We start from the raw sequence: 22,146 nt of genomic DNA, 5'->3' as shown, positions 1-22,146 counted from the left end.
GGGTCAGGTGCAGTCGGTGCCGCCCGGGCCGCCGAAGAAGAAGTACTCGTTCCACGGATCGGGAGCATTGCCGACCGCGATGGTGAAGCAGTTCGGCGATGTCTGGACGCCGGTCAGCTTCGCCGACTGGGCTGTGTTGTCGGTCGCGAAGTAGTAGATGTCGCGCTGGTAGGCGGCGAACTGCCAGCCGGCGTCGGCGAACGCGCCACTGCCCATCGGCGGCCACGCCACGTTGTTCACCACCTCGCCGCCGTAGTCGATGTCCTGAGCGTTGGTCGCGAGCGGGCCGCTGCCGAACAGCGAGCCCGGGTAGTAGCCGACCGCGTTGCTCGCCTGGGTGCCGCCCAGGTAGAGCCACCAGTTCCCGCCCGAGAGGTAGTAGGACACCTCGAGCTCGTACTGCGCGCCGCCCGAGACGCTCACCGGGGAGATCGTGCCGCCGAGAGCCCAGGCGCTGTTCGTCTGGACGAACGCCGAGCAGTCGAGGTTGTAACACCCGGTGTTCTGGTAACCGTCGGCCGTCCAGTAGATGAAGAGGACCGGCTGGGTGGTGCCGTACTTCCCCGGGTAGACCTGGTAGCCGCACTCGACGGTCTGCACGGGTGAGCCGCCGGCGTACCAGTGCTGGGAGAGCGAGAAGACCTCCGACCCGACGTTGGGGTCCCAGACGTTGATGAAGTCGTGACCGCCGAGGTTGTCGACCCCCTGGAAGGCGTGCGCGTACTTGTGGGTGCCCGCGGCGGCCTCAGGAGGGCTCAGTCGGGGGTGGCGGCCTTTCCCCTGCGGATACTTCCGGTGGAAGTTCTGCACGCCGCCGCTCCTCGCCACCTCCTCCAGGGTGACGCGGCGCATCGCGATCGTGCCGGGCGGGCACGACATGGCGTGGCCGAACTTGTCCAGCCGGTCGGACCGCAGCTGCGGCTGGATCGGCGTGCCCTGACCGGCGCCCCGTGGCCCGGCCGCGTCCGGGGCGTCGGGGGGCTCGGGCGGAACACTGAAGGCGCCTCTGAGGGCGGGCTGGCTGGCGATCGGGACACAGTCGAAGACCTGCCCGTTGTCGTCGACGAAACTGTGAGTGACCTCGACACCTGCGTAGAGGTTCCTGACGTGTTCTGCCGCCGCGGAGAAGTCCTCCGCGTTGGTCGTACCCGCCACCGCCCGGAGCACGAAGTCCTCGTGCCGGGCCGAGGCGAGGGAGTCCATGAACTTGGCGAAGCTGGGGAAGGCCCGGTCGTCCTGCGGCGCCATGGTCGGTTCTCCTTTGGTCGCTGCGCGTGGTGTTCGAATTACGGGTCCTCTGCCTCCACGCTAGGTCCGGATCCGGCCAGTGTCCTGCCAGGGATTGGGAGTTGTGGACCATGCAATTGAACCCTCAAACACGCCGGACGTGACGCCTGGACCAGCCCCTCGCCTTCCCCATCGCCCCATCCTCCCCAGCCCGGTGACGACCGGATGCGGCGTCTCGCCGACAGCGCGGGTCGCTGTGAGGTCGGCGGCCAGCAGGACGATGTCGGCCGGACCCGGCGGACCGGCGGGGCTCGGTCCGCCGGGTCCGGGCGGGACTTCGGTTCTGGCCGGGCCGGTCGTCAGTGCGACCAGTACGGGTCGTCCGTGGTCGGGGGTGCCACGTTCAGCGGGCGCGTGTAGGTGTCCACCTTCTGGCCCGGGATGGCGGGGTTCTTGCCGTACACCTCGGTGCCCGCGAACTGGACGCCGTCCAGGGAGGCCTGCGAGCTCACGCCCGGGGTGTCTATTTCCAGGGTGACGAAGACGCCGCCGGGCGAGGTGGCGGAGATCTGGCGCTCTTCGGTGACGAAGGTGCCGGTGTTGGCGCCGGCGAAGTTCTGGAACGGGCCCACCCTGTAGCCGTGCGCCTTCCAGTACTGGGCGAGCTGGTCGGCGAGGATTTTTTACTTCGACCGGTGGATCTGGGCCTTGAGCGACCACGTGCGGTAAACGGTGGAGGTCGGCCTCGGCTCGCCGTCCCAGTGGTCCTCGGCGCGGACCACGTAGTACCAGCCGTCGGAGTGTGTGACCTGCGGGGTGATGGCGCCGGCGGCGCCTTCGGGAGCGTTCGGGGTGCTGTCCCTGGCCTTCCCGGCGTCCGTCCCGGGCTTGTCGTGCCGGGCGATCGGGCTGTGGCCGTGGTCGAAGAGCCACACCCCGGTCGTGACCGTGCTGATCAGGAGAAGGGGGAGTACCGTGCCGTGGGTGACCGGCCACCTGAGGGTCGTGGAACGGTCGCTGGTCTGCATCTGCATCGTCCCCCGTGTCAGCGCCGGTCTTCTTGCCGGCCTTGATCGCGAGGCTACGGGCGGGCGGCCCGGCAGGCCTGAGCACTGGTACTCAGATCCGGGCCCAGGCGGTGCGCAGTTCCGTCACCGGGCAGTTGCTTCGGTGACCGGCGGCGTGGGCCTGGCAGGGCGCTGCGGTCTTCTTCGTCGTTGTCAGCGCCAGGGCCGGTGGTGCGGTCCACTGGCCCTCTGTGATGCCAGGTCAGTCCGTTGTCACTCGGCCTGCGCCAGTGCGCGCACGTCATGCCAGTCACGTTCGATTACCGCCATCCGTTGGTCCCTCCACGTGGAGGGGGGTACCGCACGGTGGTTGCGGAGTTCTCGTACGAGCAGCATGGCCCGGTTCAGGGTGAAGGCGGCGCGGACGGACTGGGGTCCGGCGGCCACCAGTTCCTCAATCTGTGGACGGGCTTTCGGGGTGGCTGCCAGGACGATCCAGAGCACCGCCAGGTCGTGTCCTGGGAGGTAGTGTCCCGCGTGCTCCCAGTCGATCACTGTGACCCGTCCGTCGGGCCTGACGACGAAGTTGGTCGGCAAGGGGTCTCCGTGGCCTGGCACGAGGTCGGTGCCGGCCCGGTGGAACAGGTCGGTCAGGGCCTGGTGTTCCTGCGGGGTGGTCAGGCCCTGGCGGTGGTCTCGGTCCAGGCGTGCGAGGTAGTCGAGGGTGCGGGTGAACGCTCCTGTGGGGGGACTCCATCGGCTGAGGTCGCTCATGGCCGTCAGCATGGCGGTGACGTGGGCGGGGTCCAGTGCTTGTGGTGGGCACCGGTCGCGGCCCGGGGCGGGCAAATGGCCTGGGACGTGCTCGATGACCAGCACGTGGTGCCGGTCGTCCACGGCGATGAGGCCGGGGACCGGCACTGGCGGTGGTGTCTCGGCGAAGGCCCGGTAGGCCTCGATCTCCGCGCTGAACTTCTCGACCCAGAGTGGTTCTCGGGTGGTCAGCAGCTTCGCGACGGCCGGTCCGTCCTCGCAGTCCCCCGCGATGAGCAGGGACTTGTCTGTTCGGGAGAGGAATGCCGTGGGGCGGAAGTCCGGTCGTAGCCGGATGACCGGTGCGGCGGCGCCGGTGAGTTCGTCGGGCACGGAGCTCCTTGCTGTTCCAGGCGCGGAGCCGCCGGGTGTTCTGGGCCGGCTCCACGCGCAGCGGGGCGGTTTCCCCGGTGCGCTCTGAGAACCCCCTGGCGGTGCCGCCTGGTTCCCGTGCCGGCTGCTGGATCGAGCAGTGCGTCGATGCTCTGAACAGGGGGCATGCGGACCCCTGTCCCGGATCGCACGCGGCCTGACCCCGTCAACGCGGATCCAGCTCGCGGTGCAACGCCGCCACGTTCCCGCCCGCTCGGAAAGCCGGGCCCGCAACTCGTCCGTGACTGCGAACCCGCCACGACGCGGTACCGCCTCCAGACGACCCGGCTCCGGACCGTTGGGACGCGCGCGAGAGCAGCCCGTGCCGCTGACGCTCTGCTGAACGTCTCCTCCACGCTCGGCTGGATGCCGAAGCCGGACCTTGCCGTCTACAGCGCCACCAAGGCATACACCACCGCCCTCACCGAGGCGCTCTGGGCGGCGCACCGCGCCGACGGCGTCCGGGTGCTGGCCTCCTGCCCCGGGGTGACGCGCACCGAATGCCAGCCGCACGAGGACGTGCCGCCCGCTCTGGTCCGGACACCCGAGCAGGTCGTCGCCGCCGCCCTGCGGGCGCTGCGCCGGGGCACAGGGCCGACGGCCGTTCCGGGAGCGGCCGACCGCCTCTTCGTCCTCGCCGCCCGTCTCTTGCCCCGCCGTCGGACGCCGGCCCTGTTCGCGCAGCAGGACGCGAAGGCGCGCCGACGGTGCGGGTGGCTCCCTTGAACGGCCTATCGGGGTGCTCGACCGCGTGGTGCGCGAGGCCGACGGCGCGGGGCCGCGCAGGTCAGCGGTCGCACTCCGGGCAGCACCGCGCGGCGAGCTGGGGCGAATGCCAGGGCTGCCCGAGGGCCGTGGCTCGTAGTGGGAGTGCCAACTGAGTCGGCCTGGTCGTCGAAAGGGCTGAGGCAACAGCGCGCTGGCGCGCCGTGTTGGAGGCGGCGGCCGTACAGGCCGCCGCGTGGCTGACCAGCCCCGAGCGCCGGGAAGCCCGCCGCGGAGCCATCCTGAGCGGTCGCCGCAAGGCCGCGCCGGGTGACCGGGCCGTCCCCCGGCGCGGCCGGAGGAAGAAGCCCGTGTTCCACCCGCCCCAGCCCGGCCGCGGCGCGTCTCCCGCTCCCGCTTTTTCTGGGGCCTGCGCCTTTACCTGGTCTGCATGCCGACGGGCATGCCGATCATGTGGGCGCTGGCCAACCCGAAGATTGGCGAGCCGGATGTCTTGGCCGCGATGCTCGAGGTCGACACCGAACTGGTCTCGCGGCGGGAGGGCATCCTGCTCATGTCGGACAAGGGCTTCGCCTCGAAGGCGTTCGAGAAGGACCTCGCCGAGCTCGGCGTCACGTTGCTGCGGCCCTCGCTCAAGCGCGAGAAGAAGCGCTACGCGTGCCGGATCGGAGGCGCCCGCGGCACAGGCCCCCGCCCGGCCCAGCCGCACGCCCCGAGTCGATGCTCAAGAAGGTCCGCCAGCTGATCGAGTCGGTCAACGACACCCCCAAGGGCAGCTCGACCTGGAACAACACGGCGGACGGACCTTCGAGGACGTTGCCATCCTCGTCGCTCAGCGCGTCCTAGCTGTATTGACCACGAGCGTTGTTAACAGTGGGCGGCGGAGACGTGACCAAGGTTGGAGGCGCGTTATGGGCAAGGGGGAGTCAGCCGGTGCCGTGTGGTCGCCCACCGGCTCATCTCGTGGACGCCGCTTCATCGCACGATCTCTCCTCGGAAGGTTCAACCTGCACGAGGGCACCTGACGCGCGATCAGGCATGCGGCGCGCCACCGTCCGCCGCCAGGCGCGTGAGCCACTCACGCAGCAGCCGCTGCTCGGCGTCGCTCAGGACATCGGCGTCGTCGGGGAGGGCGGCGCACAGCGCGCGGGCCGCTGCGGCGGGACCGGACTCCGCGGCGGGGACCGCCGGCTCGGCGCGGGTGACGGCCGCGACCATGGACTCGCGCAGGACGGTCAACAGCGCCGGATTGCGGCGGTCCGCGGGAGTGGAATGCCAGGTGATGACCGCGCCCTGGCCGGTTGCCTGGATGATCTGGGCGGCCAGCTCCTCGTCGACCCGCAGCCACCCCCCGGCCGCCAGCCGACGCACCCGCCCATGGAGGATCTCCAGGCCCGCGCGGTGTGCTACGTCCGATCCCCGGCCGGTGGCCCGGTTCATCACCGCGAACAACTCGGGGCGGGAGACCCCGAACTCGACCACCATGTCCCAGCCGCGGCGCAGCTCCTCCACGGGGTCCTGCGGGTCGGGGTCGAGCTGCGTGCGCTTTCTCTCCAGGAACTGCGCGTAGCCGTGCTCGGCGACGGCCTCGAGGAGCCCGTCCTTGTCGCCGAAGAGGCGGTAGATCGCCGGCGGCTGCATCCCGGCCGCGGCGGCGACCGCGCGGGTGCTCACCGCGTCAGGGCCGCCGTTTTCCAGCAGCTCGACGGCCGCCTCGACGATGCGGCGCCGAGGGCTGTCGGTGGAGTCGCGCGTAGCCATGAACCGATGATACCGAGGATTTGGTTCCACCGGAATTTCCAGTGTTACCGTTGAAGTGATTCCACTGGAACCAGTGTCGGGAGTACCCCATGATCATCGTGACCGGAGCCACCGGGAAGCTCGGCCGCCGCACCGTCGAGCGCCTCCTGGAGCGCGTTCCCGCCGACCGCGTCGGCGTCAGCGTCCGCGATCCCCGCAAGGCCCAGGACCTCGCCGACCGCGGCGTCCGCGTCCGGCAGGGCAGCTTCGACGACCCCGCCTCGCTCGTGCACTCCTTCGAGGGCGCCGAGCAACTGCTCCTCGTCTCCCTCGACCGCACGGGCCAGGAGTGCGTCGCCGGCCACCGCACCGCCATCGACGCCGCCGTGCAGGCCGGCGTCGGACGCATCCTCTACACCAGCCAGATGGGCGCCGCCCACGACGCCCGGTTCCAGGCATGCCGCGACCACGCCCAGACCGAGGACCTGCTGCGCGCCACCGGCCTGCCCTGGACCGCGCTGCGCAACGGCTTCTACGCCTCCAGCGCCCTGCAGTTCCTGGAGCCCGCCCGCCACGCCGGCGACATCGCACTCCCCGCCGACGGCCCCGTCGCCTGGACCGGCCACGACGACCTCGCAGAGGCCACCGCGGTGATCCTCGCCGAGGAGGCCCGCTTCGAGGGGCCCACCCCGCCGCTCACCGGCCCGGCGGCGCTCGACTTCGACACCGTTGCCAAGATCGCGTCCCAGACCACCGGACGGCCCTTCACCCGCACCGTCATCCCCGACGACGTCTTCCGCGAGCAGGTCCTGGCGCACGGCGCCCCGGCCCCGATCGCCGACCTCATGCTGAGCATCTTCGCCGCGGCGCGGAATGGCGAGTTCACCGCTGTCGACACGACGCTGGCCGAGCTGATCGGGCGAGAGCCCGCCACCTTCCGCACCCACCTGGAGCGTGCCTGGGCCGAATAGATCCAGTGGGGCGCGCAGACGGCCCCGGCCTGACTCGCCGCCCACAAAGGCTCGTCCGCTGTCGGCCGAGGACGTCGATCACCAGATCGGCGGCCTCGGGCACAAACTCAGACTCCGCATCAGATTCCGTACCATCCCAGAGGTTTCCCGTGCCCACCCCCATGCCCGGCTGGCCATCCACGGCAGACGGCTCCTCGTCGACCGGGTCCGCGCTTGGCAGGCCCATCGCCCACGTCGCCGACGAAACGGGCATCTCCCGCAGTCTGCGGGAACTGCTGTCCGACGTGGCCATCGAGCGGTTGCGCCCGGATGCCCCGCCGGCCGACCACGGCAGCCTGCGGGCGGATCTGGAGGCGTGGGCGGCGCAGTTCGCCGAGGGGCGCCCTGCGCCTACTGCTGCCGCCCGCTGCCCCAGGCGAACGCGCCGGCACGCTCGCCGCCTACTACGTCCTCAGCTACCTGGCCATGAGCATCCCCGCCGTCCTCGCCGGCCTGCTGACCAACCTGTACGGCCTGCGGACCGCCGTCTCGCCCTACGCCGCGACCGTCGTCCTGCTGACCCTTATCGGCCTCACCCGCGCCATGCGGCAGCCGCGCACCGCCTGACCGTGCCCTGCCTTCCCGCACCGCCGCGCCCACCCGAAAGAACCCACCGATGAGCACCGCCACCCCGCGTCAGGCCGCCTCCTCCAGCACGGGATGGGACCTCGGCGACACCGTCGTACGCCGCGTCGACATCGGCTCCGCCCAGGCGATCCGCACCCGTGCCCGGCTGCTCGACGGGCTGGCGGACACCGACGCGCTGCTGCTGGGCACGCACTTCCCGCGGCCCAAGCCGGCACCGTCCGCCGGGGGCAGGGCCGCTACCGGCTGCTCGCCGAGCCGGGCGTCGAGATCCCGGCCACCGCGGCCTGATCACGCGGCCGGTGCCGTCCGGCCGCCCCGTGCGGGCCGCCGACCAGCTGCAGCGCCTGCAGCCACCTAAAGCTAATCCTTGGCCGTTATGGCCTCGGTTGCTCCGTCACTCAAACCTCGACCGAGAAGGAGAACATCCATGTCCACCGTCGAACTCACACCCCCGGAGGCCGCCCGCTGGGCCGCCCGAGCCGGGCATGGTCATCGACACCGAAGCCATCACCACACGAGCGGTACTTCGGATTCGACAAGTGGCAACTTCTGCATCTGCCCGGCGGGGACACCTGGACGGGGACGACATTCACCCCGGGCTTCCTTTGGCTCGACGCCGTAGCCTTCCATCCGCGGAGGTGGACCAGGATCGTGAACCTGGTCGTGCGCTCCGCGAGCGTACCGATCGCGGACCGGTCCGTCCCGATGATCAGTCGGGTAGCGGGGACGCATTGCTGCGTCCCCGCCCCCTCAGAACCGTGCAAGCAGCTGTTCACCGCACACGGCTCAAGCAAGCCCCAGGGGCTCGCGGGCAGGCGAAGGTGCTGGACTTGTCAGCTTGGCGGCTCCGTTCCGCCGCTGACATTGGGTGTGGAGAAGACGGATTCGTTGATCGCCCGGCGTGCTTCCGCCCAGGAACGCGACGTGCTGCTTGGAGATCGCCTTCCGGATGACGGCCCGCCACGTCTCCCATTCCTGGGGGCTTCGCGGCGGGTGGTCGGCGTGCAGCAGGAGCCCTCCGCAGGCCGGGCAACGACCGTGCTGAGCCTGGAGCAGGCGCACGGTCATGCCGTCGACCGGCGGAGGTGGTCCCTTGCGACGCCGCTCGGCCCAGTACGACTCCAGAGCCGGATCGTCCGGAGACGCCCTGCCCTTGACCAACTGGTGCCGGACGATCTTCGTCCAGGAGAACTTGAGCAGGTAGGCGCCGCTGTCGCGGTCGCCGAACACCCAGCGGTCCTTCCTGGCCTTGTTGAACCGGCCGAAGTACTTGCTGGAGATCCAGTGCTTCGGCTTGTTCGGGTGGCTGTGCTTGGCCCACTTGTAGGCAAGCTGCCACATGTAGTTGTCCAGCGCGGTGAAGACCTCGCTGGACACCACCGTCCGGTAGTAGGCCGACCAGCCCCTCACGATGGGGTTGATCTTCTTGAGCACGGCCGCAGCGTTGGCCCCTCGCAGGGCCAGCATCTCGGTGTGCAGCCGTTCCCGGATCCGTCGTTGTGCCGCTGTGCTCGGCTTGATCAGCAGTTTGCCGTGATACCGGCGGACGTTGAACCCCAGGAAGTCGAACCCGTTCTCCGCGTGGACGATGCGTGTCTTGTCCTCGTGGAAGGCGAGCCCCCTGGGCGTCAGCCATGCGGCCAGCCGTTCCTTGACCTGTTCGGCCTGTTCACGGCTGGTGCATATCGCGACGAAGTCGTCTGCGTACCGCACCAGCACGGGACTTCCGCTCTGTGCGCTGCCGGCGTCTCTGCCGGTGGTGTAGTAGCGGACCCCTGCGGCTTCCTCCATCCCGTGCAAGGCCACGTTGAAGAGCAACGGGCTGATCACCCCGCCCTGCGGAGTTCCCTCCTCGGTCGGGGCGAATCGACCTCCATCCACGACCCCGGCCTTCAGCCACCGCCGGACCAGTCCCCGAGCGGGAAAGGTGCCGAGCGCGGCCATCAGCCGGTCGTGGTCGATACGGTCGAATGCCGCCGTCAGGTCTGCGTCGAGCACCCACACACGCTGCGGGTTCTTCCCGTTGAGCGTGGAGTAGATGGCCCCGATCGCGTCGTGACAGCCGCGGCCGGGCCGAAAGCCGTACGACTTCGGCTCGAACCGCGCTTCCCACTCGGGTTCCAATGCGTCCAGTGCCACAGCTTGCAGGCACCGGTCGACGATCACGGGAATCCCGAGTCCGCGCTTCTTCGTGGTCCCCGGTTTGGGGATGAACACCCGCTTGACGGGCTTGGGCGTCCAGGGTCGGGTCTGGTGCTGGACCCAGTGGGCCAGCGCGGCCTTGGACTGGGACATCAGCACCACCTGACCGTCGACTCCCGCCGTCGCGCGTCCCGCGTTGATCTCCGTGACCCGCCGCACGCTCAGGAGCGCGTTCGAACGGGAACGGAGCATCAGCTTCTGCAAGTTGCGGACCTTCTTGAGGTCCCCTGCCTGCGATGCCGTGAAGATTCTCTGCCGCAGACGCCGTACGTCCTCCTCGGCCCGGCGCCAGTCGATCGACGCCCAGTCCAGGTCTTCGCCCTCGGGTCCGTTCACCGTCGCGGCGGCAGCCGGGACGGCCGAGACCGCTCCGTCCACATCCGTCATGGCGTCCAACTTGTCCCTCGGTTCCGTCGTCCTTGTCCAGTGAGTCCGCACAGGCTCACCCGGCCCACGTCAGCACCCTTTCGGGTCCAGGCAGCAACCTGTATCCGGACGGTTATGCGGGGCGACCGGCGGAGAGGCCGGCCATACTGCCCCGGGTTCCCGTTTCCTTTCGGCTTCCGGCATTGGCTTCTTGGGCCTTCCTGTTCCCGCTGGGGAGTTGAGCCTTCCTCACGGTCAGCCGACCGGGCCGCGACGACCCGGACCCCAACGGGGTTTCCACGTTGCACACGAATGAGATACGACCGGGGTGGGTGCTCCCTTTACCCCGAGGCGGCGGTGTCCACCTGGCCGGAGTGACCTCTACCGGCCAGCGCCTGCCGCTTCTCAGCGGCCAGCCATGCACCCCGCTGGTGCTGTCCATCGGCGGGGCTTGGGATCACGAGGCATCATCGGGAGTTCACTTGCGTTCACCCGTCCGGTCTTCCCCTTGCCGGTAACTTCCGGATGGAACGGGAGTCCTTGGGCTTTCCCCTGGGCTTCGCACCACGCCGTTACCGGCATCGCACGCCAAGGGTGGGGACGGGTCATACGGACACGGACCCGTGACTGCACCTACGGCCCCACCATCAGCCGCCTCTCCAATCGGTCAGCCCACTCAAATTCGTGCAACTTCGTGTCGCACGATCGCCTTCCCAGTGGCCCGCGACGGCCCGGTCCTCGGCCTCGGCGGGACGCTCGCTGATCACCACGTCGGGCGTGACGTGACCGGCCGCCTTCTGGCGGGCGCGCGAGCGCGGAACCCGAAGGGCACGCCCGGTCCGCGGGCACGTGACCAGCTCACGCTCGAGCGCGCCGCGGCCCTGGACGTAGAGGGCCTGGTAGATCGCCTCGTGCGAGATCCGCATGGATTCGTCGTCCGGATAGTCGACCCGCAACCGCTTCGCCATCTGCTCCGGACTCCACGCCGTCGCCCAACGCCGGTCCTGACGGCGGGGCTTGTTCCGCCCCTTCCACTTCTGCGTCACCGGACCCGGCACCAGCCTTCCGTCGGGAGCCTGGATCAAGCCGGCCAAGCGGTCCTGCACGTACGCGCGCAGCCGCTCGTCGGCCGCGAGCTTCGCGGTCTTCGGCCGACCTGCCGCCAGCTCGGCCTTCCACTGCGCGATCGAGGCCCGGTAGTCGAGCCGCCCGCACCTCGTTGCCGCGTTGCGCCGCAGCTCGCGAGAGATCGTCGACGGCGAGCGCCCCAGCCTGCGGGCGATCTCCCTCACGCCGGCGCCCTGAGCCCTCAGGCAACGGCGAGTGCGGCGGCCGCCCGCATGCCGTTGGCGCACATGCCGCTCACCACACCCACGCCGGCGGCGACGGGAGGCCCGTCGGCGCGGAACAGGCAGATGGCCTCCCGGACATGGTCCCCCTGCGGGAAGTTCGCCCAGGGGACTTCGTCGAGCAGGAATCTGTTCTTGGCCTCGGTCCTGACCACAGCCGCCACCGCGCGCACGTCGAACGGCCCGTCCGCGAACGAGGACAGCTCCGCCCCGGATGGCAACTCGGTGCGCTTGTCGGTAGGCCCCCACGCGGCGTCATCTTCCAACGCACCACGACCTGGAAGGAGTCCACCGACCCCGAGTACGACGCCAAGCTCGACCGGATCGAGCACGTCCTGGACCGCTTTCCGGGCCGGGCGTTCGCGTTTCACAGTTCACCACACCACGGCTCAGTGCTCTGGCAGTTGGTCACCTCGACAGTTTCGCGGGGCGCTCCGGGTAGGCCGCGCCGACGTACCGCGTGGCGGTCGCGTGGGTGATCCCGAAGAGCTGAGCTTGAGGGGTCACCGGTGGCGAAGACTTCGTCGAGCTCGTGGGCCTGACGTGTCTGCTGGCCCTGTCCTTGCCCGCAATGGACGGCCCACGCAACGCCGTGAGCTCGCTGCCCCGGGCCTTGGCCGCGGTGCTCGTGTCGCCGGGGCGCTGCGGTCGTTGAACACCGGGCGGGCGTTCCGACCAGGACGCGCCCGCCGGTGCCCTGCACCGCCCGGTACGTACACCCCCCACGGCACCGGGCCTGTATGGCACCGCTGCCCGGGTCGGCAGGCTGGACGGGCCGGCCGACCCGGGCAGGTAGGGACATCTCCGAAGTCCCGTGCGATCATCAGCGCGACGGGCATTCTGGACGCCGTGGCCATTGACAGCCACCCGTCCTGAAATCGCCTCGTCCAGCGCGAGTCCTTCACCGCCCCCAGGGCCGATGTTCTGCCGACCCCGCCCCGTATCGTGAACGACCTGGCCCGCGACCTCCGCCAGGCCGCTGACGCCGTCCGCGCTCTGCCCGAGCGCCGGGCGCCGGGCGCCGATGTGACGCTGGTCGCCTACACCGCGGTGGTGTGCACCGCCTCCACCGCCCGCGTCGGCACCCAGCAGGCATAGCGCAGTAGACGCTGCAGCGACCCGGGCCGCGTATGGTCCGCTTGCTCGGCCGTCTGCCAGCAGTTCTTCCGCTCCACGCCCGACAGCAGCCCGAGCAGGTAGGAGCAGGCTGACGCGCGGGGCTCAACCCGCCGGAACCGGCCCGCGAACCGGGCCATGCACTGGTCGGACATCGCCCGCCAACGGGCAGGGTCTGGGCTGTGCCGTGCAGCCACCGCACGATCCTCAAGAGTCGACACAACCCCCCAGGATCATGCGATGGCCGTGCCCGTTCCCCGCCGGGTCCGCGACAAGATCGCGAACCCGACTGAGGTGTCAGGAGCGATCGAACAGGGTGACTACGCTCTGCGGTGCTTCCCGGCCGAAGAAGATCTCCAGATTCTGCGCCGAGCGGCTGGCGGCGTCGCCACTCCGCAGGAACAGCCGCTCTTCGTAGGCGGTGAGCGCGACCTCGATGTCGGGTTGCTCAACCAGCTTGCTCGCCAGGTCCGCGCCGTCGTACATGGCGAGGTTCGCACCCTCGCCGGCGAAGGGCGACATCAGATGCGCGGCGTCGCCGACGAGCGTCACACCGGGCACTCTGTCCCACTTGAGCCCGACGGGCAGGGCGTAGATGGGTCGGAGCCACGGTTCCACGTCGCTCTGTGTCACGAAGGCGGTGAGCAGCGGCGACCAGCCATCGAACTCGTCGGCAAGTTGACGGAGGCCAGCGGACGGGTCGCCGAAGTCGATCGACCTCATCCACTCCACGGGCTTGTTCAGCGCCACGTATCCGCGCACGTGTCCGTCGGCGTAGCGATGCGCGATGATGCCTTTGCCCGGCGCGACCGCCATCAGCGTGCCGCTGCCGATCGCGGCCACGCTCGCCCGACAGCCCTGGCCGCCCGAGGCGAGGGCGATCTCGATGAAGCAGGTTCCGCTGTAGACGGGCTTGGCGGGGGTGAGCAGCGGACGCACCTTCGACCAGGCACCGTCCGCGCCGATGACGATGTCGGCGCGCGTGGCGGAACCTTGCGCGAAGGTGAGGTCGTAGCCGCCCTCCACACGGTGCCGGATCGAGGCGAGCTTGTGACCCCACCTGATCGTCCCGGGTGCCAGCGAGTGGATGAGCAGGCGCCGCAGTTCGCCACGATCCACCTCTGGACGGGCCGAACCGGGGTCCGCAGGCATGTCGAAAAGCATCGTGCCGTGGCGGTCCACCACGCGCTTGGCATCCTCGCCCGGGCGGACCAGAGTGAGGAACTCGTCGAACAAACCGGCTGCGCGAAGCGCGACCTGTCCGGTTTCTACCTGGATGTCGAGCAGGCCGCCTTGCGCACGGGTCTTCGCCGAAGCCTCGCCCTCGTAGATCGTCGCGGCGACGCCGTGAGCCTGAAGCACCCGCGCGAGCGTCAGCCCGCCCAGTCCTGCTCCGACAATGGCGATGGTCTTCTGCATGCTGCGCTCCTCTGTTGCGCCGACACGCGCCGGCGGTGGTCAGCGCCAAAAGCGGACGGGATGCCCGATCTCGGCAGGGAGACGCTCACCGATCAGAACCATCTGTATCGATGTACGTGCGATGTCCGGCGGGTGGACCGCGGAACATCGTTTTTCGCGACCTCGTGACTGTAACTCAGCATCCGCTTCGCGGTGACCGGGACCGCTCACGCTGCGACCAGGTTGGTTTCCCGGGCGCCGTCCGCGCTCGTGCGGCTGAAGTAGAGCAGGCCGTCCGGGCGCACGGTGCCCTCGCGGCCCTCGGCGAAGCGGTGGGTGATCTCGGGGATGAAGTCGAACGGCCCGTAGGCGTCGCCCCGGCGGCGGGCGTCGGCCAGGAACACCAGGTGGGTTCGCATGACGGCGAGCTGGTGCCACAGCGTGGACATGAAGGCGCCTGACGCCGTGCGGTCGGGTGTAGGTCGCCCGCCTGCGCGGTCGGGGTTCGCGGTCAACGACACTGTCAAGCCATACCGCTGGACCTACGAAGGCGCCCCACTCAAGGCCGTATGACCAACGCCCCTCAACGAACCTCCGCGGAGCAGCACTAGTCAGGCGTAGGAGTAGCCGAGGATCGTGGTGCTGTTGACGTCTGAGGCGGTGCTCGTCCATGGATCGAGCACGGCGTCCTTCCCGGTGAGGCTGGGCTTCCCGGTGTGGTTGAGCTGCCAACCGTCCCAGATGTGGTCGACGTTGGCATGCAGCAGCCAGAAGATCGGGTCGTGTGCGGATTCCATGATGTCGCTGATGGTCCCGTTGCACCAGTTGTGTACCTGGTTGTGGGCGTCTGTCTCCAGGTGGCTGGTGAACGGGTTGTAGCGGGGGCGAGCCAGCAGGCCGTCGATGATGGCCTGGGTCGGCAGGGAGCCGCCGGCTGCGCCGGGCGTGTCGCGAACGACGTTCGGCGGTCGCCATACCCAGTCGGGCCGGGCGTGGTCGTTGGCGTAGTCCCAGTACGGCACCGTCAGCGCGGGTTGGACGCTGCGCAGCAGGTCCTCCAGCTCCAGGAGATACCTGCGGTGCCAGGGCAGGAAACGCTGGGTTCCTACTGGGCCGCTCATCGAGTGCATGCGGTGGCTCATGTCGGCGTGCACGGCAGCCAGCTGCTCGTACGCCCCTGAGGCGTGAACCTGCTGGAGGGCTCGGTTGAAGCGGTCGCGGCCGGCCTGGTCGAGGTTGCGGTGGTCGATCCGCACGCGGGTGAGACTGCTTGCGAGCTGCATCACAAAGTTCCGGGCGACCTCGGCGGGGACTTGCTCCGGGATGGTGCCGTTCGGTTCCGGCTGGAACGAGGCGACGTGGCGGTCGAAGCGTACGGCCGCGGCCTCCGGGTCGAGCGTCGGCTGCAGGCCCCAGCTGTCTTGGAGTCGGCGCAGCTCGGCACGATCGGGGAACCTGCCACCGAAGGGCCGTTCGGCGGTGGTGGTCTGGTCGATGGTCATGTGACGGTGATCCTCTGGATGAGTGGCTGGTGCTTCCACGGTCCCTCCGAGCGGGCCCGCTGATGTGGGGAGACGCGAGAACCGGATCCCCGTTCATCCCAGCAGATCAGCAGGAATGAGGCGTAACGGGCACTCGTTGGCGCCCGTTGACGGCGACGAGGGTGCCCTTCTCCGGCGAGAGCGCGTCGTCGTTCACCGAGCCCTCAAACACCACGTGCGCGGAGCACGCGACCGGGGCCGTGTCGCGCTGTACACCGGCGCCGGGGACGGCTGGACTCAGGTCCGCGGTGCGACCGACCGCGTCTTTACCAGCCGCACCACCCTCTACGCGACCGACCTGACCACCGGCGACATCGAGCAGTACGACCGTGGACGCGGCACCTGGACCCGCATCGGCGGCCCCGGCGCCACCTTCGCCGCCACCGACGACCATCTCTACGGTGTCAGCCCCGACCACTCCGGCGTCTTCGAGTACACCGGCGCCAACGGCGCCTGGACCGAGATCGGCGGCCCGGTCGCTCCCTGACACCGGTCACCGGCACGGCCTGAACACGTAGAGCGGAGCCCCCAGCCATCGACGTGCGCCCGGACCGGCGGAAGATGCCGCCGCCCGGTCCAGGCCGCAGCGTGTCCGGCGTGGTGGGTGAACATGCGCAGGTGGCCCTGTACCGCTGGAGCGATGTCGCCTGGCCCGCAGGACAGTCACCGGTGAGCGCAACGCTGCCGACGCTGACGGCCGCACTCGCGGAACCGGTGGAGAGCGACCACCGGGAGCACGGCGCCTGCTCGCGCGCGAACATGAGGTGTTGGAGTACCTGGCGGTGGCGGCCGGCGCGGCCAAGGCGAGCGCCCGGTGGGACGGGGACCGCTACCTGCTGCCCGCCGGGACGTACCGGACGGCGGCTGACGTCGTCGACGCGCTCGGCGCTCTGGTGCCGGAGAACGACCGAGGCGGGGTGGCGGTGCCGGCACGGAAGCTGAAGGCGTGGTGGGACGGGGCGCCGATCCGCAGGACGGCGCCAGGAGGTCGTCATGGAGGTCGCCGCCGGTGTCGCCCACGACACCGGCGGCCTGTGGCGCCATCCAGTGCGCCCGCACCGGTAGGCATCCGCCAGCTCCACGCCTGCCGCTTTCGTTCGCCGGTTTGTTCTGATCACACCCCTGACAGCTCTGCTCGTAAAAGCACGGGATCAGTGAGTTCAGTACTGGATGGAATGGCTGCGGAGGTAGGAAAGCGCGTCCCAACCGGTGGAAAGCGGGGGGCCGGCCTTCGGTCGGTCGGTATTGAAGTATTCGGAGAACGTGGACGGGGCGGTAGACGTCAACAGGGTGATCGTGCGGTTCCAATTGCCACCGTCGACGTTCCTCCACAGGTCGAGCAGCGAACCGGTCACGTTGCCCTCGACCTGGTCTCCGGTACTCCAGCCTGATGAGTAAGCGAAGGACATCTCGGTGCCGTTCGGCCACACGTAGCGGTAGTCACCCAGGAGGTAGGCAGCGACGGCGTCGGCGAAGCCCTCGACCCATGCACACGTACCACTGCCAGCGCGATTGTAGATGTACTGGGAAGTGCAGATGGTGTAGCTCGGGAAGCCGTTGAACAAACGATTCATGAAGAAGTGACCGGACTCATGGAGGACGGTGTGCTCGGAGTCGGGGTCGGCGGCGGAGAGATGGATGGTGTGGCTGCCGATGTCGTAGTACGGACCGTCCGTCGAAGTGTCGGTCCACTGGATGTTGAGCTCGGTGCAGTGGTTTCCGTCTGTCTCGTGAGAGGACCAGCAGATGCTGGCGGGGTTGTCGCGGTTCCACCACAGAAGGTTGACGGTGTCGAAGGCGTGCCAGGCCCGGGCAGTGTCGGAGGAAGGCTTGATCACGCCAAGCGAAGCGCTGGAGGAGACGTTGTGCAGGGTCTGGGAGTCCAGCGTGTAAGTCGCGCCTCGGGTGTCGTTGACCCTCCACAACTTCGTACTTTCGGCATTGAACCGCACCCACATGCTGCTCATCGACGTCGTCGTGGGCGTGTGGCAGAGCTTGAAGCCTCCGTCGCCCGCCGTGTACTGGAAGTCGGCAGTGAGCCGGTGCGGGGAGTCGGTGGGCTTCTCATTCCCCCACAGCTCGACGTTCGCGCTACGGACCGGTTTGGTCATCGTCGGCTTCGACGTTCCCGCGTCGGCCGACTGGTAGTCGTACAGGAGATTTCCGCTCAAGCAGACAGGAGCCCCGACCGCCGCCGCGCTGGTGGCTGACAGCGGGACTGCGGCCATACCGGCGAGAACGGCCGCGCCGAAGGCGGCGAAGCGACGCGACAATTTCTTTCCTATGCCCATGGACTTCCTTTCAGAGAAACAAATAGGGAAGGGCCCCTGTCGGCCCCGGAAATGACGTCCCGTAGGATGATACTGACTGCATCGTCGATGTGGATCACGCGAAGGTGCCCGCCGGCGCACGGCGAATCTGGCCTGGCCGACGGTGAGATTCCTGCTGGCGACGTCGGAACAGCAGGGGCAGACACGAAGGTCGACGGGTAGCCGTCCGGCACCGGCCTTCGAACAGCTGCCGCTGCTGGCCGAAGGCCGTGGCCCCGCTATCCTCCCTGGGTCAGCGATCAACACCGGGGGGAACTTATGCGGCAGCGCCGCGCTCTGCTTGCCAGCGCCGTCCTGGCGACCGTACTCACCAGCGGCTGCGGCTCGGGCGGCAGCGCCACGGGCGGGGCGGCTGACACAACCGGGACGCCCCCTACTGCTGCGCCGACCGGGACGGCCACCGCAGCTGCTCCGCCCGCGAGTTCCGCGTCGACGGGCTCGGTGACCACGAGCGCCGGGGCCGGGAAGCTGCCGGACGGGTACAACCCTAACCGGGACGCCGCGTCCGATCTGCAGGCGGCGCTTGCCCTGTCGGCCGGCGATCAGCGGCCGGTGCTGATCGACTTCGGGGCCAACTGGTGCCCCGACTGCAAGGTGCTCGACAAGCTGTTCCGCTCCGAGCAGGTCGCCCCGCTACTGCGGGACGACTACCGGGTGGTGGCCGTGGACGTGGGCAGATTCGACCACAACCTCGACCTGGCCGCCCAGTACGTCGACCTCCAGCGCAGCGGCATTCCCGCGCTGGTGGTGCTCTCCCCGGACGGCGCGGTGCGCACCGCGAGCAACGACGGCGCGTTCTCCAACGCCCGCAGCATGACTGCGAACACGGTCGCCGCCTACCTCAAGCGCTGGTCGCAGAAGTGAGTCCGGCTGGGCGGCCCCGTGCAGGGTCTGCGGTCGCAACGCTGCTGCTGCTCGGGGCGGCGGGCTGCGCCGCGGATCCGGCGCCGGCGGCCACCCCCGCCGCCAGCTACAGCGGCGGCGGGGTCACAGTCGCCGTGCGGCTTGAGGCCGGGGAGGGCGGGCGGCAACTGCTCAGCGCCACCTTCACCCCCGAGCAGGCCGGGTTCCACCTGTACAGCGTTGACCTGCCGGCCGGCGGGGTGGACGGGCTCGGCCTGCCGACCCGGCTGACGGTGCGCGGCGGCCTGGCCCCGGACGGCGTCGCCCAGGCAGACCGTCCGCTGCGCACGGTCAGCCCCTTGGGCCTCGGCATGGAACTGCCGGTCTACCCGGACGGCGCGGTCACCGTCACTCTCCCGGTCCGCCGATCCGACGGGGGGCCGGCTGAGGCGGTGGTGAGCTTTGGCGCGTGCAGCGAGCAGCGCTGCCTCATCCCCGTTACCGACCAGGTCATCCCCCTCGGTCCAATCGGCTGACACGGGCGGTCAGCCCAGCCGGTTCGCCGTGTGGGGTAAATGCCGATGAAGGGTGCGTGCTCGGCTGGACGCCAAGCGGACCGTACCGCCGTACCCGGTTCAGCGTCGTCGGAGCTCTTCTCGGGTGGCTCCGGTCAGTGGGGCACCCGGTTGTCGGTCGCCAGCACGTCGCCGGGCACCGTCGAGCCCACCTGGCGCCGCAGCGCGCCGATCGCCGGATCCGAGATGGAGACCGTGAGCCGGTAGTGCGGCTGGCCGGTGATGGTGTTGTGCGAGTCGGTCGGCGCCACCAGGAACTGCTGGAGGGTGAAGCCGTCGACGCCCGGGCACAGGGCCACGGCGGGGAGGGTGACCTGTACGGAGGCGCCGTTCTCGGGTGCGACGTGGACGGTGCCGCCCGCGTCGGACGGGGCGTCTTCGTCGGGTGTGAGCGGGAGCCCGTGGGCCCCGGCGACCAGGCCGTCCGGGCCCTCGATCTCCACTGCCACGCCCTGCGGGCCGAGCGGTGCGGAGAGGTCCAGCCCACGGTCGCCGGCGCCGGGGCCCGGGCCGAGCCCCAGACTGATGGTGAAGTGCCCGGGGTCCTTCTGCGAGGTTCGTGAGAACCCGTAGGAGCTGAGGACGAGTTGCGGTCCCGGCGGCGGGGCGTCCGACCGCGCTCCGGCGGCGAAGGTGAAGGACGCGGGCGCCGGCTCGAAGTGGTGGAAGCCCTTGGTGCCGCACCTGGTGCCGTCGGAGACCCCGCCGCCGGGTAGCGCGACGTCCGCGGCCGGCCCGGCAGATACGGGCACGGCCCGCGGCTTGCGCGCCGCAAGGCTGTCCCCGTTCAGCAGACCGGCCGGGTCCACCCCGACCGCGACGGCCAGCAGCGCCGCGAAAGCGCTGGCCGCGATCAGCGCGGTGCGCCGGCGTCCGGGCCGGGTCCACCGTGAGCGGGCCGTGCCGGGGGTCGCCCCGGGCGCCCAGCGGCGGCCACCCGGCTCCTGCCGCCACTGCGCGGTGAGCATCCGGGTCCGGGCGGTCGGCTCCTTGACGGCGGCGTCCTTGATGAACCGCTCGTCCACGACGAGTCCCTCGAACGGGTCGGGTGTCGCCCGGCCCGGCGCTATGGGCTCCGGCTCACGGGAAGGGGGCTGGCTGGGTTCCTCGGCGGGCCCTTCGGCGGCCGTCGGGTGGGCTGTGGTCGGGGGTTCGACGATGGACTCGGGGAGGCCGAGGGAGTTGTAGGTGTAGTCTACCGCGGTCAGTCCGAGCACCCACCGGAGACGAGGGGGTCCTGGCGGGCGCCGGCCTCACGGTGCTGCTCGTGAACGGACATGACGGCGAGTGAGGGCACCGGCAGCCAGGCGAGCACACGCCGCCGTTCACCGCTCCGGCGTTCCGCGCGGCCGTCGCAGCTGCCATGCTTCTCGGCCTCGAAGCGGCTGGGGGTGCTGGCGGTCAGACCGAGTGGAGTCTGACCGGGAAGCAGGCCCGGCAGTCGGGGTTGGGGAACAACCCGCCGGCGAACATGTGGCGGTTGGCGAAGTAGACCTCGTCCCACAGGTGCGCGGAGTACTCCAGGAAGCGGACAGGCTCGGGAGCGGACAGGCCCCCGTCGGCCAGGACGGGGTAGGGGAAGCGGTGTCTGGCCGCCAGGGGCCGTGGGTCGCAACCGCCGTTCACGGCGACGGCGGGGTTGAGCCAGATCTTCATCAGGCCGTCGGCGAAGCCCTCGGTGTGCAGGAACCGGCGTCCGTCCGCGAGCCAGCGAAGTTCATCGACCAGCAGGTTCTGGGGCCGCTCCAACTCCTCGGCAGCGGCCGCGACTTCGAGGCGCACCGCTCCGTCACCGTCGAGGTGCACTGCGAGGTAGCTCAAGGTGTTCGTCGGGTGGAAATCGGTGCGGCGGGAGCGGAACTGTCGGCCGTCGGCGGTTCGCTCGGCGCGGATCTTGCGCTGGTAGGCGTAGTAGGCGGCGCGCACCCCGGGGCCGTTGATGGTGGCGGGGCCGCACTGGCAGGTGGAGGTCACGGTGACCAGTGTGCCCAGTTGCACCGGCGACAGCCGCGACCGCGCCGGTGCGGGATGCAACTCGGCGCGTGGGAGGTCCTGCTCGCCGGCCGCGCCGTCCGTGTGTCGGAGAGCGAAACCCGGAGCCTTGCCGTTCGCGTGTCTCAGGACGCGGGGCGGGATGCGCTGAGGCCTGGCATCGGCACTGGCATCGGGCGGCCGTCCCACTTCGTCATCCCAACGCTGGGCTGCCAGCGCAGTTTGCGGATCCCCACCGTCTCCAGGATGGCAGGGGCACCCGCGTCGACCTGGCGGGGCTTGTGGAACAGCGCGTTGTATTCAACGCCGTCGACCCGGTTGCGGCAGTACTGACCTGGCTCGACTCGGCACTTGGGGCAGCCGATCTCGACGCAGGCCCAGTAGGCGCGGGCTCTGGCAGCAGTGGTGTCGTCCATGCGCGTGATGATGGCGCGCTCGGCTGGCTGCTGGTGCGTTTTTGCGGGAATCCGCTTCTTCGGGTGACGGAATGTGCTTCGTGTCGACGGAGGCCCGGACCGGTAGGCACGGTCGGCGCGCGGGAGCTGGTGCCCCCACCCCGCGGCGCGGTGACGGCACAATGCGGAGTGCCGCTGTCGAGTTCCCATGTGGAGTGTGCTGTGCCGGTCGCATCCCCTGATCGCCGATCCGATGCGCCCACGGCGCCCTCACCGGCCGACACCGCACGGGCGAGCCGGTGGACGTCGATGCCGGAGAAGGTGTTCTCCACCGCGCTGCAGAAGAGAGTGCAGCTCGGACGGCAGGATCCCGAGCTCGTGGACGAGGCAGTACGCCGCGCCGAGGCAGGGTCCGTGCCGGTCCTGGGTGGGGCTGGCCGGAGGCGGCGATCAGGTGGTGTGCTGATCTCGTATACGCCCGACTACTTCGAGGACGGGGGCTCCGACGCGGGCAGCAGGCGGCCGGTGGCCCCCTGGACCGCCGTCCCTGGGGGTC

General features: G+C 69.9%; 22 protein-coding genes and 3 pseudogenes. 9 read left to right on the top strand and 16 right to left on the bottom strand.

The window, feature by feature from the left end:
- Positions 1-3: 3 nt before the first annotated feature.
- From HS99_RS27280 to HS99_RS45305, 4 genes are all read right to left on the bottom strand, one after another.
- Positions 4-1,248 (bottom strand): neprosin family prolyl endopeptidase, encoded by a 1,245-nt coding sequence (locus tag HS99_RS27280; protein WP_198429382.1) that lies wholly within the window; start codon positions 1,246-1,248, stop codon positions 4-6.
- Between the two features lie 338 nt (positions 1,249-1,586).
- Positions 1,587-1,859, bottom strand: a complete 273-nt coding sequence (locus HS99_RS27275; protein ID WP_030555831.1) for a hypothetical protein — start codon at positions 1,857-1,859, stop codon at positions 1,587-1,589.
- A gap of 51 nt (positions 1,860-1,910) precedes the next feature.
- Positions 1,911-2,255, bottom strand: a complete 345-nt coding sequence (locus HS99_RS27270) for a hypothetical protein (protein ID WP_030598585.1) — start codon at positions 2,253-2,255, stop codon at positions 1,911-1,913.
- A 252-nt stretch (positions 2,256-2,507) separates the two neighbouring features.
- A complete protein-coding gene (locus tag HS99_RS45305; protein WP_050366236.1) occupies positions 2,508-3,380 on the bottom strand; it encodes an aminoglycoside phosphotransferase family protein in 873 nt (290 codons plus the stop codon).
- Between the two features lie 165 nt (positions 3,381-3,545).
- On the opposite strand from HS99_RS45305, the gene HS99_RS47920 reads away from it, so the two are divergent.
- Both HS99_RS47920 and HS99_RS27255 read left to right on the top strand, forming a co-directional pair.
- A complete protein-coding gene (locus tag HS99_RS47920) occupies positions 3,546-4,145 on the top strand; it encodes an SDR family NAD(P)-dependent oxidoreductase (protein WP_078938833.1) in 600 nt (199 codons plus the stop codon).
- 385 nt (positions 4,146-4,530) lie between these two features.
- Positions 4,531-5,005 (top strand): annotated as a pseudogene (locus HS99_RS27255) (transposase); the annotation flags it as partial.
- Positions 5,006-5,177: 172 nt separating this feature from the next.
- Here the strand turns inward: HS99_RS27255 and HS99_RS27250 are convergent.
- On the bottom strand, positions 5,178-5,906 hold the full coding sequence (locus tag HS99_RS27250) for a TetR/AcrR family transcriptional regulator (protein ID WP_030555839.1): 729 nt from the start codon (positions 5,904-5,906) through the stop codon (positions 5,178-5,180).
- A gap of 89 nt (positions 5,907-5,995) precedes the next feature.
- Here HS99_RS27250 and HS99_RS27245 point away from each other — a divergent pair, with 89 nt between their 5' ends.
- From HS99_RS27245 to HS99_RS44245, 3 genes are all read left to right on the top strand, one after another.
- A complete protein-coding gene (locus HS99_RS27245) occupies positions 5,996-6,856 on the top strand; it encodes an SDR family oxidoreductase (protein WP_030555841.1) in 861 nt (286 codons plus the stop codon).
- 309 nt (positions 6,857-7,165) lie between these two features.
- Entirely contained in the window at positions 7,166-7,462 is a 297-nt protein-coding gene (locus HS99_RS48530; RefSeq protein ID WP_046386421.1) for a hypothetical protein, read from the top strand.
- Positions 7,463-7,511: 49 nt separating this feature from the next.
- Positions 7,512-7,841 carry a hypothetical protein gene (locus HS99_RS44245; protein ID WP_141763827.1) on the top strand — a complete coding sequence of 110 codons (330 nt, stop codon included), beginning with the start codon at positions 7,512-7,514 and terminating at the stop codon, positions 7,839-7,841.
- Positions 7,842-8,269: 428 nt separating this feature from the next.
- Here the strand turns inward: HS99_RS44245 and ltrA are convergent, their stop codons facing one another.
- From ltrA to HS99_RS45295, 3 genes and pseudogenes are all read right to left on the bottom strand, one after another.
- On the bottom strand, positions 8,270-10,072 hold the full coding sequence (ltrA, locus tag HS99_RS27235) for a group II intron reverse transcriptase/maturase (RefSeq protein WP_030555849.1): 1,803 nt from the start codon (positions 10,070-10,072) through the stop codon (positions 8,270-8,272).
- Positions 10,073-10,755: 683 nt separating this feature from the next.
- A pseudogene (locus tag HS99_RS27230) lies at positions 10,756-11,364 on the bottom strand (transposase); the annotation flags it as partial.
- Positions 11,361-11,771: a hypothetical protein gene (locus HS99_RS45295; protein ID WP_157846614.1), complete on the bottom strand. Its 411-nt coding sequence runs from the start codon at positions 11,769-11,771 to the stop codon at positions 11,361-11,363. The gene HS99_RS45295 and the pseudogene HS99_RS27230, both read right to left, overlap by 4 nt.
- 574 nt (positions 11,772-12,345) lie before the next feature.
- Between HS99_RS45295 and HS99_RS45290 the strand changes: the two genes are divergently transcribed.
- Positions 12,346-12,498, top strand: coding sequence for a hypothetical protein (locus HS99_RS45290; protein WP_157846613.1), 153 nt, complete (start codon positions 12,346-12,348; stop codon positions 12,496-12,498).
- On the opposite strand, the pseudogene HS99_RS48715 reads toward HS99_RS45290, so the two are convergent.
- From HS99_RS48715 to HS99_RS27210, 4 genes and pseudogenes are all read right to left on the bottom strand, one after another.
- A pseudogene (locus tag HS99_RS48715) lies at positions 12,486-12,656 on the bottom strand (IS701 family transposase); the annotation flags it as partial. The gene HS99_RS45290 and the pseudogene HS99_RS48715 overlap by 13 nt on opposite strands.
- A gap of 157 nt (positions 12,657-12,813) precedes the next feature.
- Positions 12,814-13,935: an FAD-dependent oxidoreductase gene (locus HS99_RS27220; RefSeq protein ID WP_030555855.1), complete on the bottom strand. Its 1,122-nt coding sequence runs from the start codon at positions 13,933-13,935 to the stop codon at positions 12,814-12,816.
- Between the two features lie 206 nt (positions 13,936-14,141).
- Positions 14,142-14,363 (bottom strand): hypothetical protein, encoded by a 222-nt coding sequence (locus HS99_RS27215; protein WP_030555857.1) that lies wholly within the window; start codon positions 14,361-14,363, stop codon positions 14,142-14,144.
- Positions 14,364-14,525: 162 nt separating this feature from the next.
- Positions 14,526-15,416, bottom strand: coding sequence for a tyrosinase family protein (locus HS99_RS27210; protein WP_030555859.1), 891 nt, complete (start codon positions 15,414-15,416; stop codon positions 14,526-14,528).
- Positions 15,417-15,630: 214 nt separating this feature from the next.
- Here HS99_RS27210 and HS99_RS27205 point away from each other — a divergent pair, with 214 nt between their 5' ends.
- Positions 15,631-15,942, top strand: coding sequence for a hypothetical protein (locus HS99_RS27205; RefSeq protein ID WP_046386422.1), 312 nt, complete (start codon positions 15,631-15,633; stop codon positions 15,940-15,942).
- A 673-nt stretch (positions 15,943-16,615) separates the two neighbouring features.
- Here the strand turns inward: HS99_RS27205 and HS99_RS27200 are convergent.
- Positions 16,616-17,746, bottom strand: coding sequence for a hypothetical protein (locus HS99_RS27200; protein ID WP_030555861.1), 1,131 nt, complete (start codon positions 17,744-17,746; stop codon positions 16,616-16,618).
- Between the two features lie 480 nt (positions 17,747-18,226).
- Here HS99_RS27200 and HS99_RS27195 point away from each other — a divergent pair, with 480 nt between their 5' ends.
- Both HS99_RS27195 and HS99_RS27190 read left to right on the top strand, forming a co-directional pair.
- Complete coding sequence (locus HS99_RS27195) at positions 18,227-18,649, top strand: thioredoxin family protein (protein ID WP_030555863.1); 423 nt, start codon at positions 18,227-18,229, stop codon at positions 18,647-18,649.
- A 134-nt stretch (positions 18,650-18,783) separates the two neighbouring features.
- Complete coding sequence (locus tag HS99_RS27190) at positions 18,784-19,164, top strand: protein-disulfide reductase DsbD family protein (RefSeq protein WP_141763825.1); 381 nt, start codon at positions 18,784-18,786, stop codon at positions 19,162-19,164.
- Between the two features lie 134 nt (positions 19,165-19,298).
- Here the strand turns inward: HS99_RS27190 and HS99_RS27185 are convergent, their stop codons facing one another.
- The 3 genes from HS99_RS27185 to HS99_RS44240 form a co-directional block, all read right to left on the bottom strand.
- Entirely contained in the window at positions 19,299-20,420 is a 1,122-nt protein-coding gene (locus HS99_RS27185; RefSeq protein ID WP_050366116.1) for an SCO2583/SCO2584 N-terminal domain-containing protein, read from the bottom strand.
- A gap of 184 nt (positions 20,421-20,604) precedes the next feature.
- Positions 20,605-21,177, bottom strand: coding sequence for a hypothetical protein (locus HS99_RS27180; RefSeq protein ID WP_141763824.1), 573 nt, complete (start codon positions 21,175-21,177; stop codon positions 20,605-20,607).
- A gap of 143 nt (positions 21,178-21,320) precedes the next feature.
- Complete coding sequence (locus HS99_RS44240) at positions 21,321-21,611, bottom strand: zinc finger domain-containing protein (protein WP_141763823.1); 291 nt, start codon at positions 21,609-21,611, stop codon at positions 21,321-21,323.
- Positions 21,612-22,146: the final 535 nt, after the last annotated feature.

Origin of the sequence: Kitasatospora aureofaciens (assembly GCF_001188955.3) — a bacterium.
In the GTDB taxonomy this organism is placed as follows: Bacteria; Actinomycetota; Actinomycetes; order Streptomycetales; family Streptomycetaceae; genus Kitasatospora; species Kitasatospora aureofaciens.
This window is presented reverse-complemented; position numbering and strand designations above follow the sequence as displayed.

Bases quoted from the DNA above. Each gene is read 5' to 3' on its own strand.
- HS99_RS27280 (WP_198429382.1), bottom strand. From the start codon at position 1,248: ATGGCGCCGCAGGACGACCGGGCCTTCCCCAGCTTCGCCAAGTTCATG.
- HS99_RS27270 (WP_030598585.1), bottom strand. From the start codon at position 2,255: ATGCAGACCAGCGACCGTTCCACGACCCTCAGGTGGCCGGTCACCCAC.
- HS99_RS47920 (WP_078938833.1), top strand. From the start codon at position 3,546: ATGCGGACCCCTGTCCCGGATCGCACGCGGCCTGACCCCGTCAACGCG.
- HS99_RS27250 (WP_030555839.1), bottom strand. From the start codon at position 5,906: ATGGCTACGCGCGACTCCACCGACAGCCCTCGGCGCCGCATCGTCGAG.
- HS99_RS27245 (WP_030555841.1), top strand. From the start codon at position 5,996: ATGATCATCGTGACCGGAGCCACCGGGAAGCTCGGCCGCCGCACCGTC.
- HS99_RS48530 (WP_046386421.1), top strand. From the start codon at position 7,166: ATGCCCCGCCGGCCGACCACGGCAGCCTGCGGGCGGATCTGGAGGCGT.
- HS99_RS44245 (WP_141763827.1), top strand. From the start codon at position 7,512: ATGAGCACCGCCACCCCGCGTCAGGCCGCCTCCTCCAGCACGGGATGG.
- ltrA (WP_030555849.1), bottom strand. From the start codon at position 10,072: ATGACGGATGTGGACGGAGCGGTCTCGGCCGTCCCGGCTGCCGCCGCG.
- HS99_RS27220 (WP_030555855.1), bottom strand. From the start codon at position 13,935: ATGCAGAAGACCATCGCCATTGTCGGAGCAGGACTGGGCGGGCTGACG.
- HS99_RS27215 (WP_030555857.1), bottom strand. From the start codon at position 14,363: ATGTCCACGCTGTGGCACCAGCTCGCCGTCATGCGAACCCACCTGGTG.
- HS99_RS27210 (WP_030555859.1), bottom strand. From the start codon at position 15,416: ATGACCATCGACCAGACCACCACCGCCGAACGGCCCTTCGGTGGCAGG.
- HS99_RS27200 (WP_030555861.1), bottom strand. From the start codon at position 17,746: ATGGGCATAGGAAAGAAATTGTCGCGTCGCTTCGCCGCCTTCGGCGCG.
- HS99_RS44240 (WP_141763823.1), bottom strand. From the start codon at position 21,611: ATGGACGACACCACTGCTGCCAGAGCCCGCGCCTACTGGGCCTGCGTC.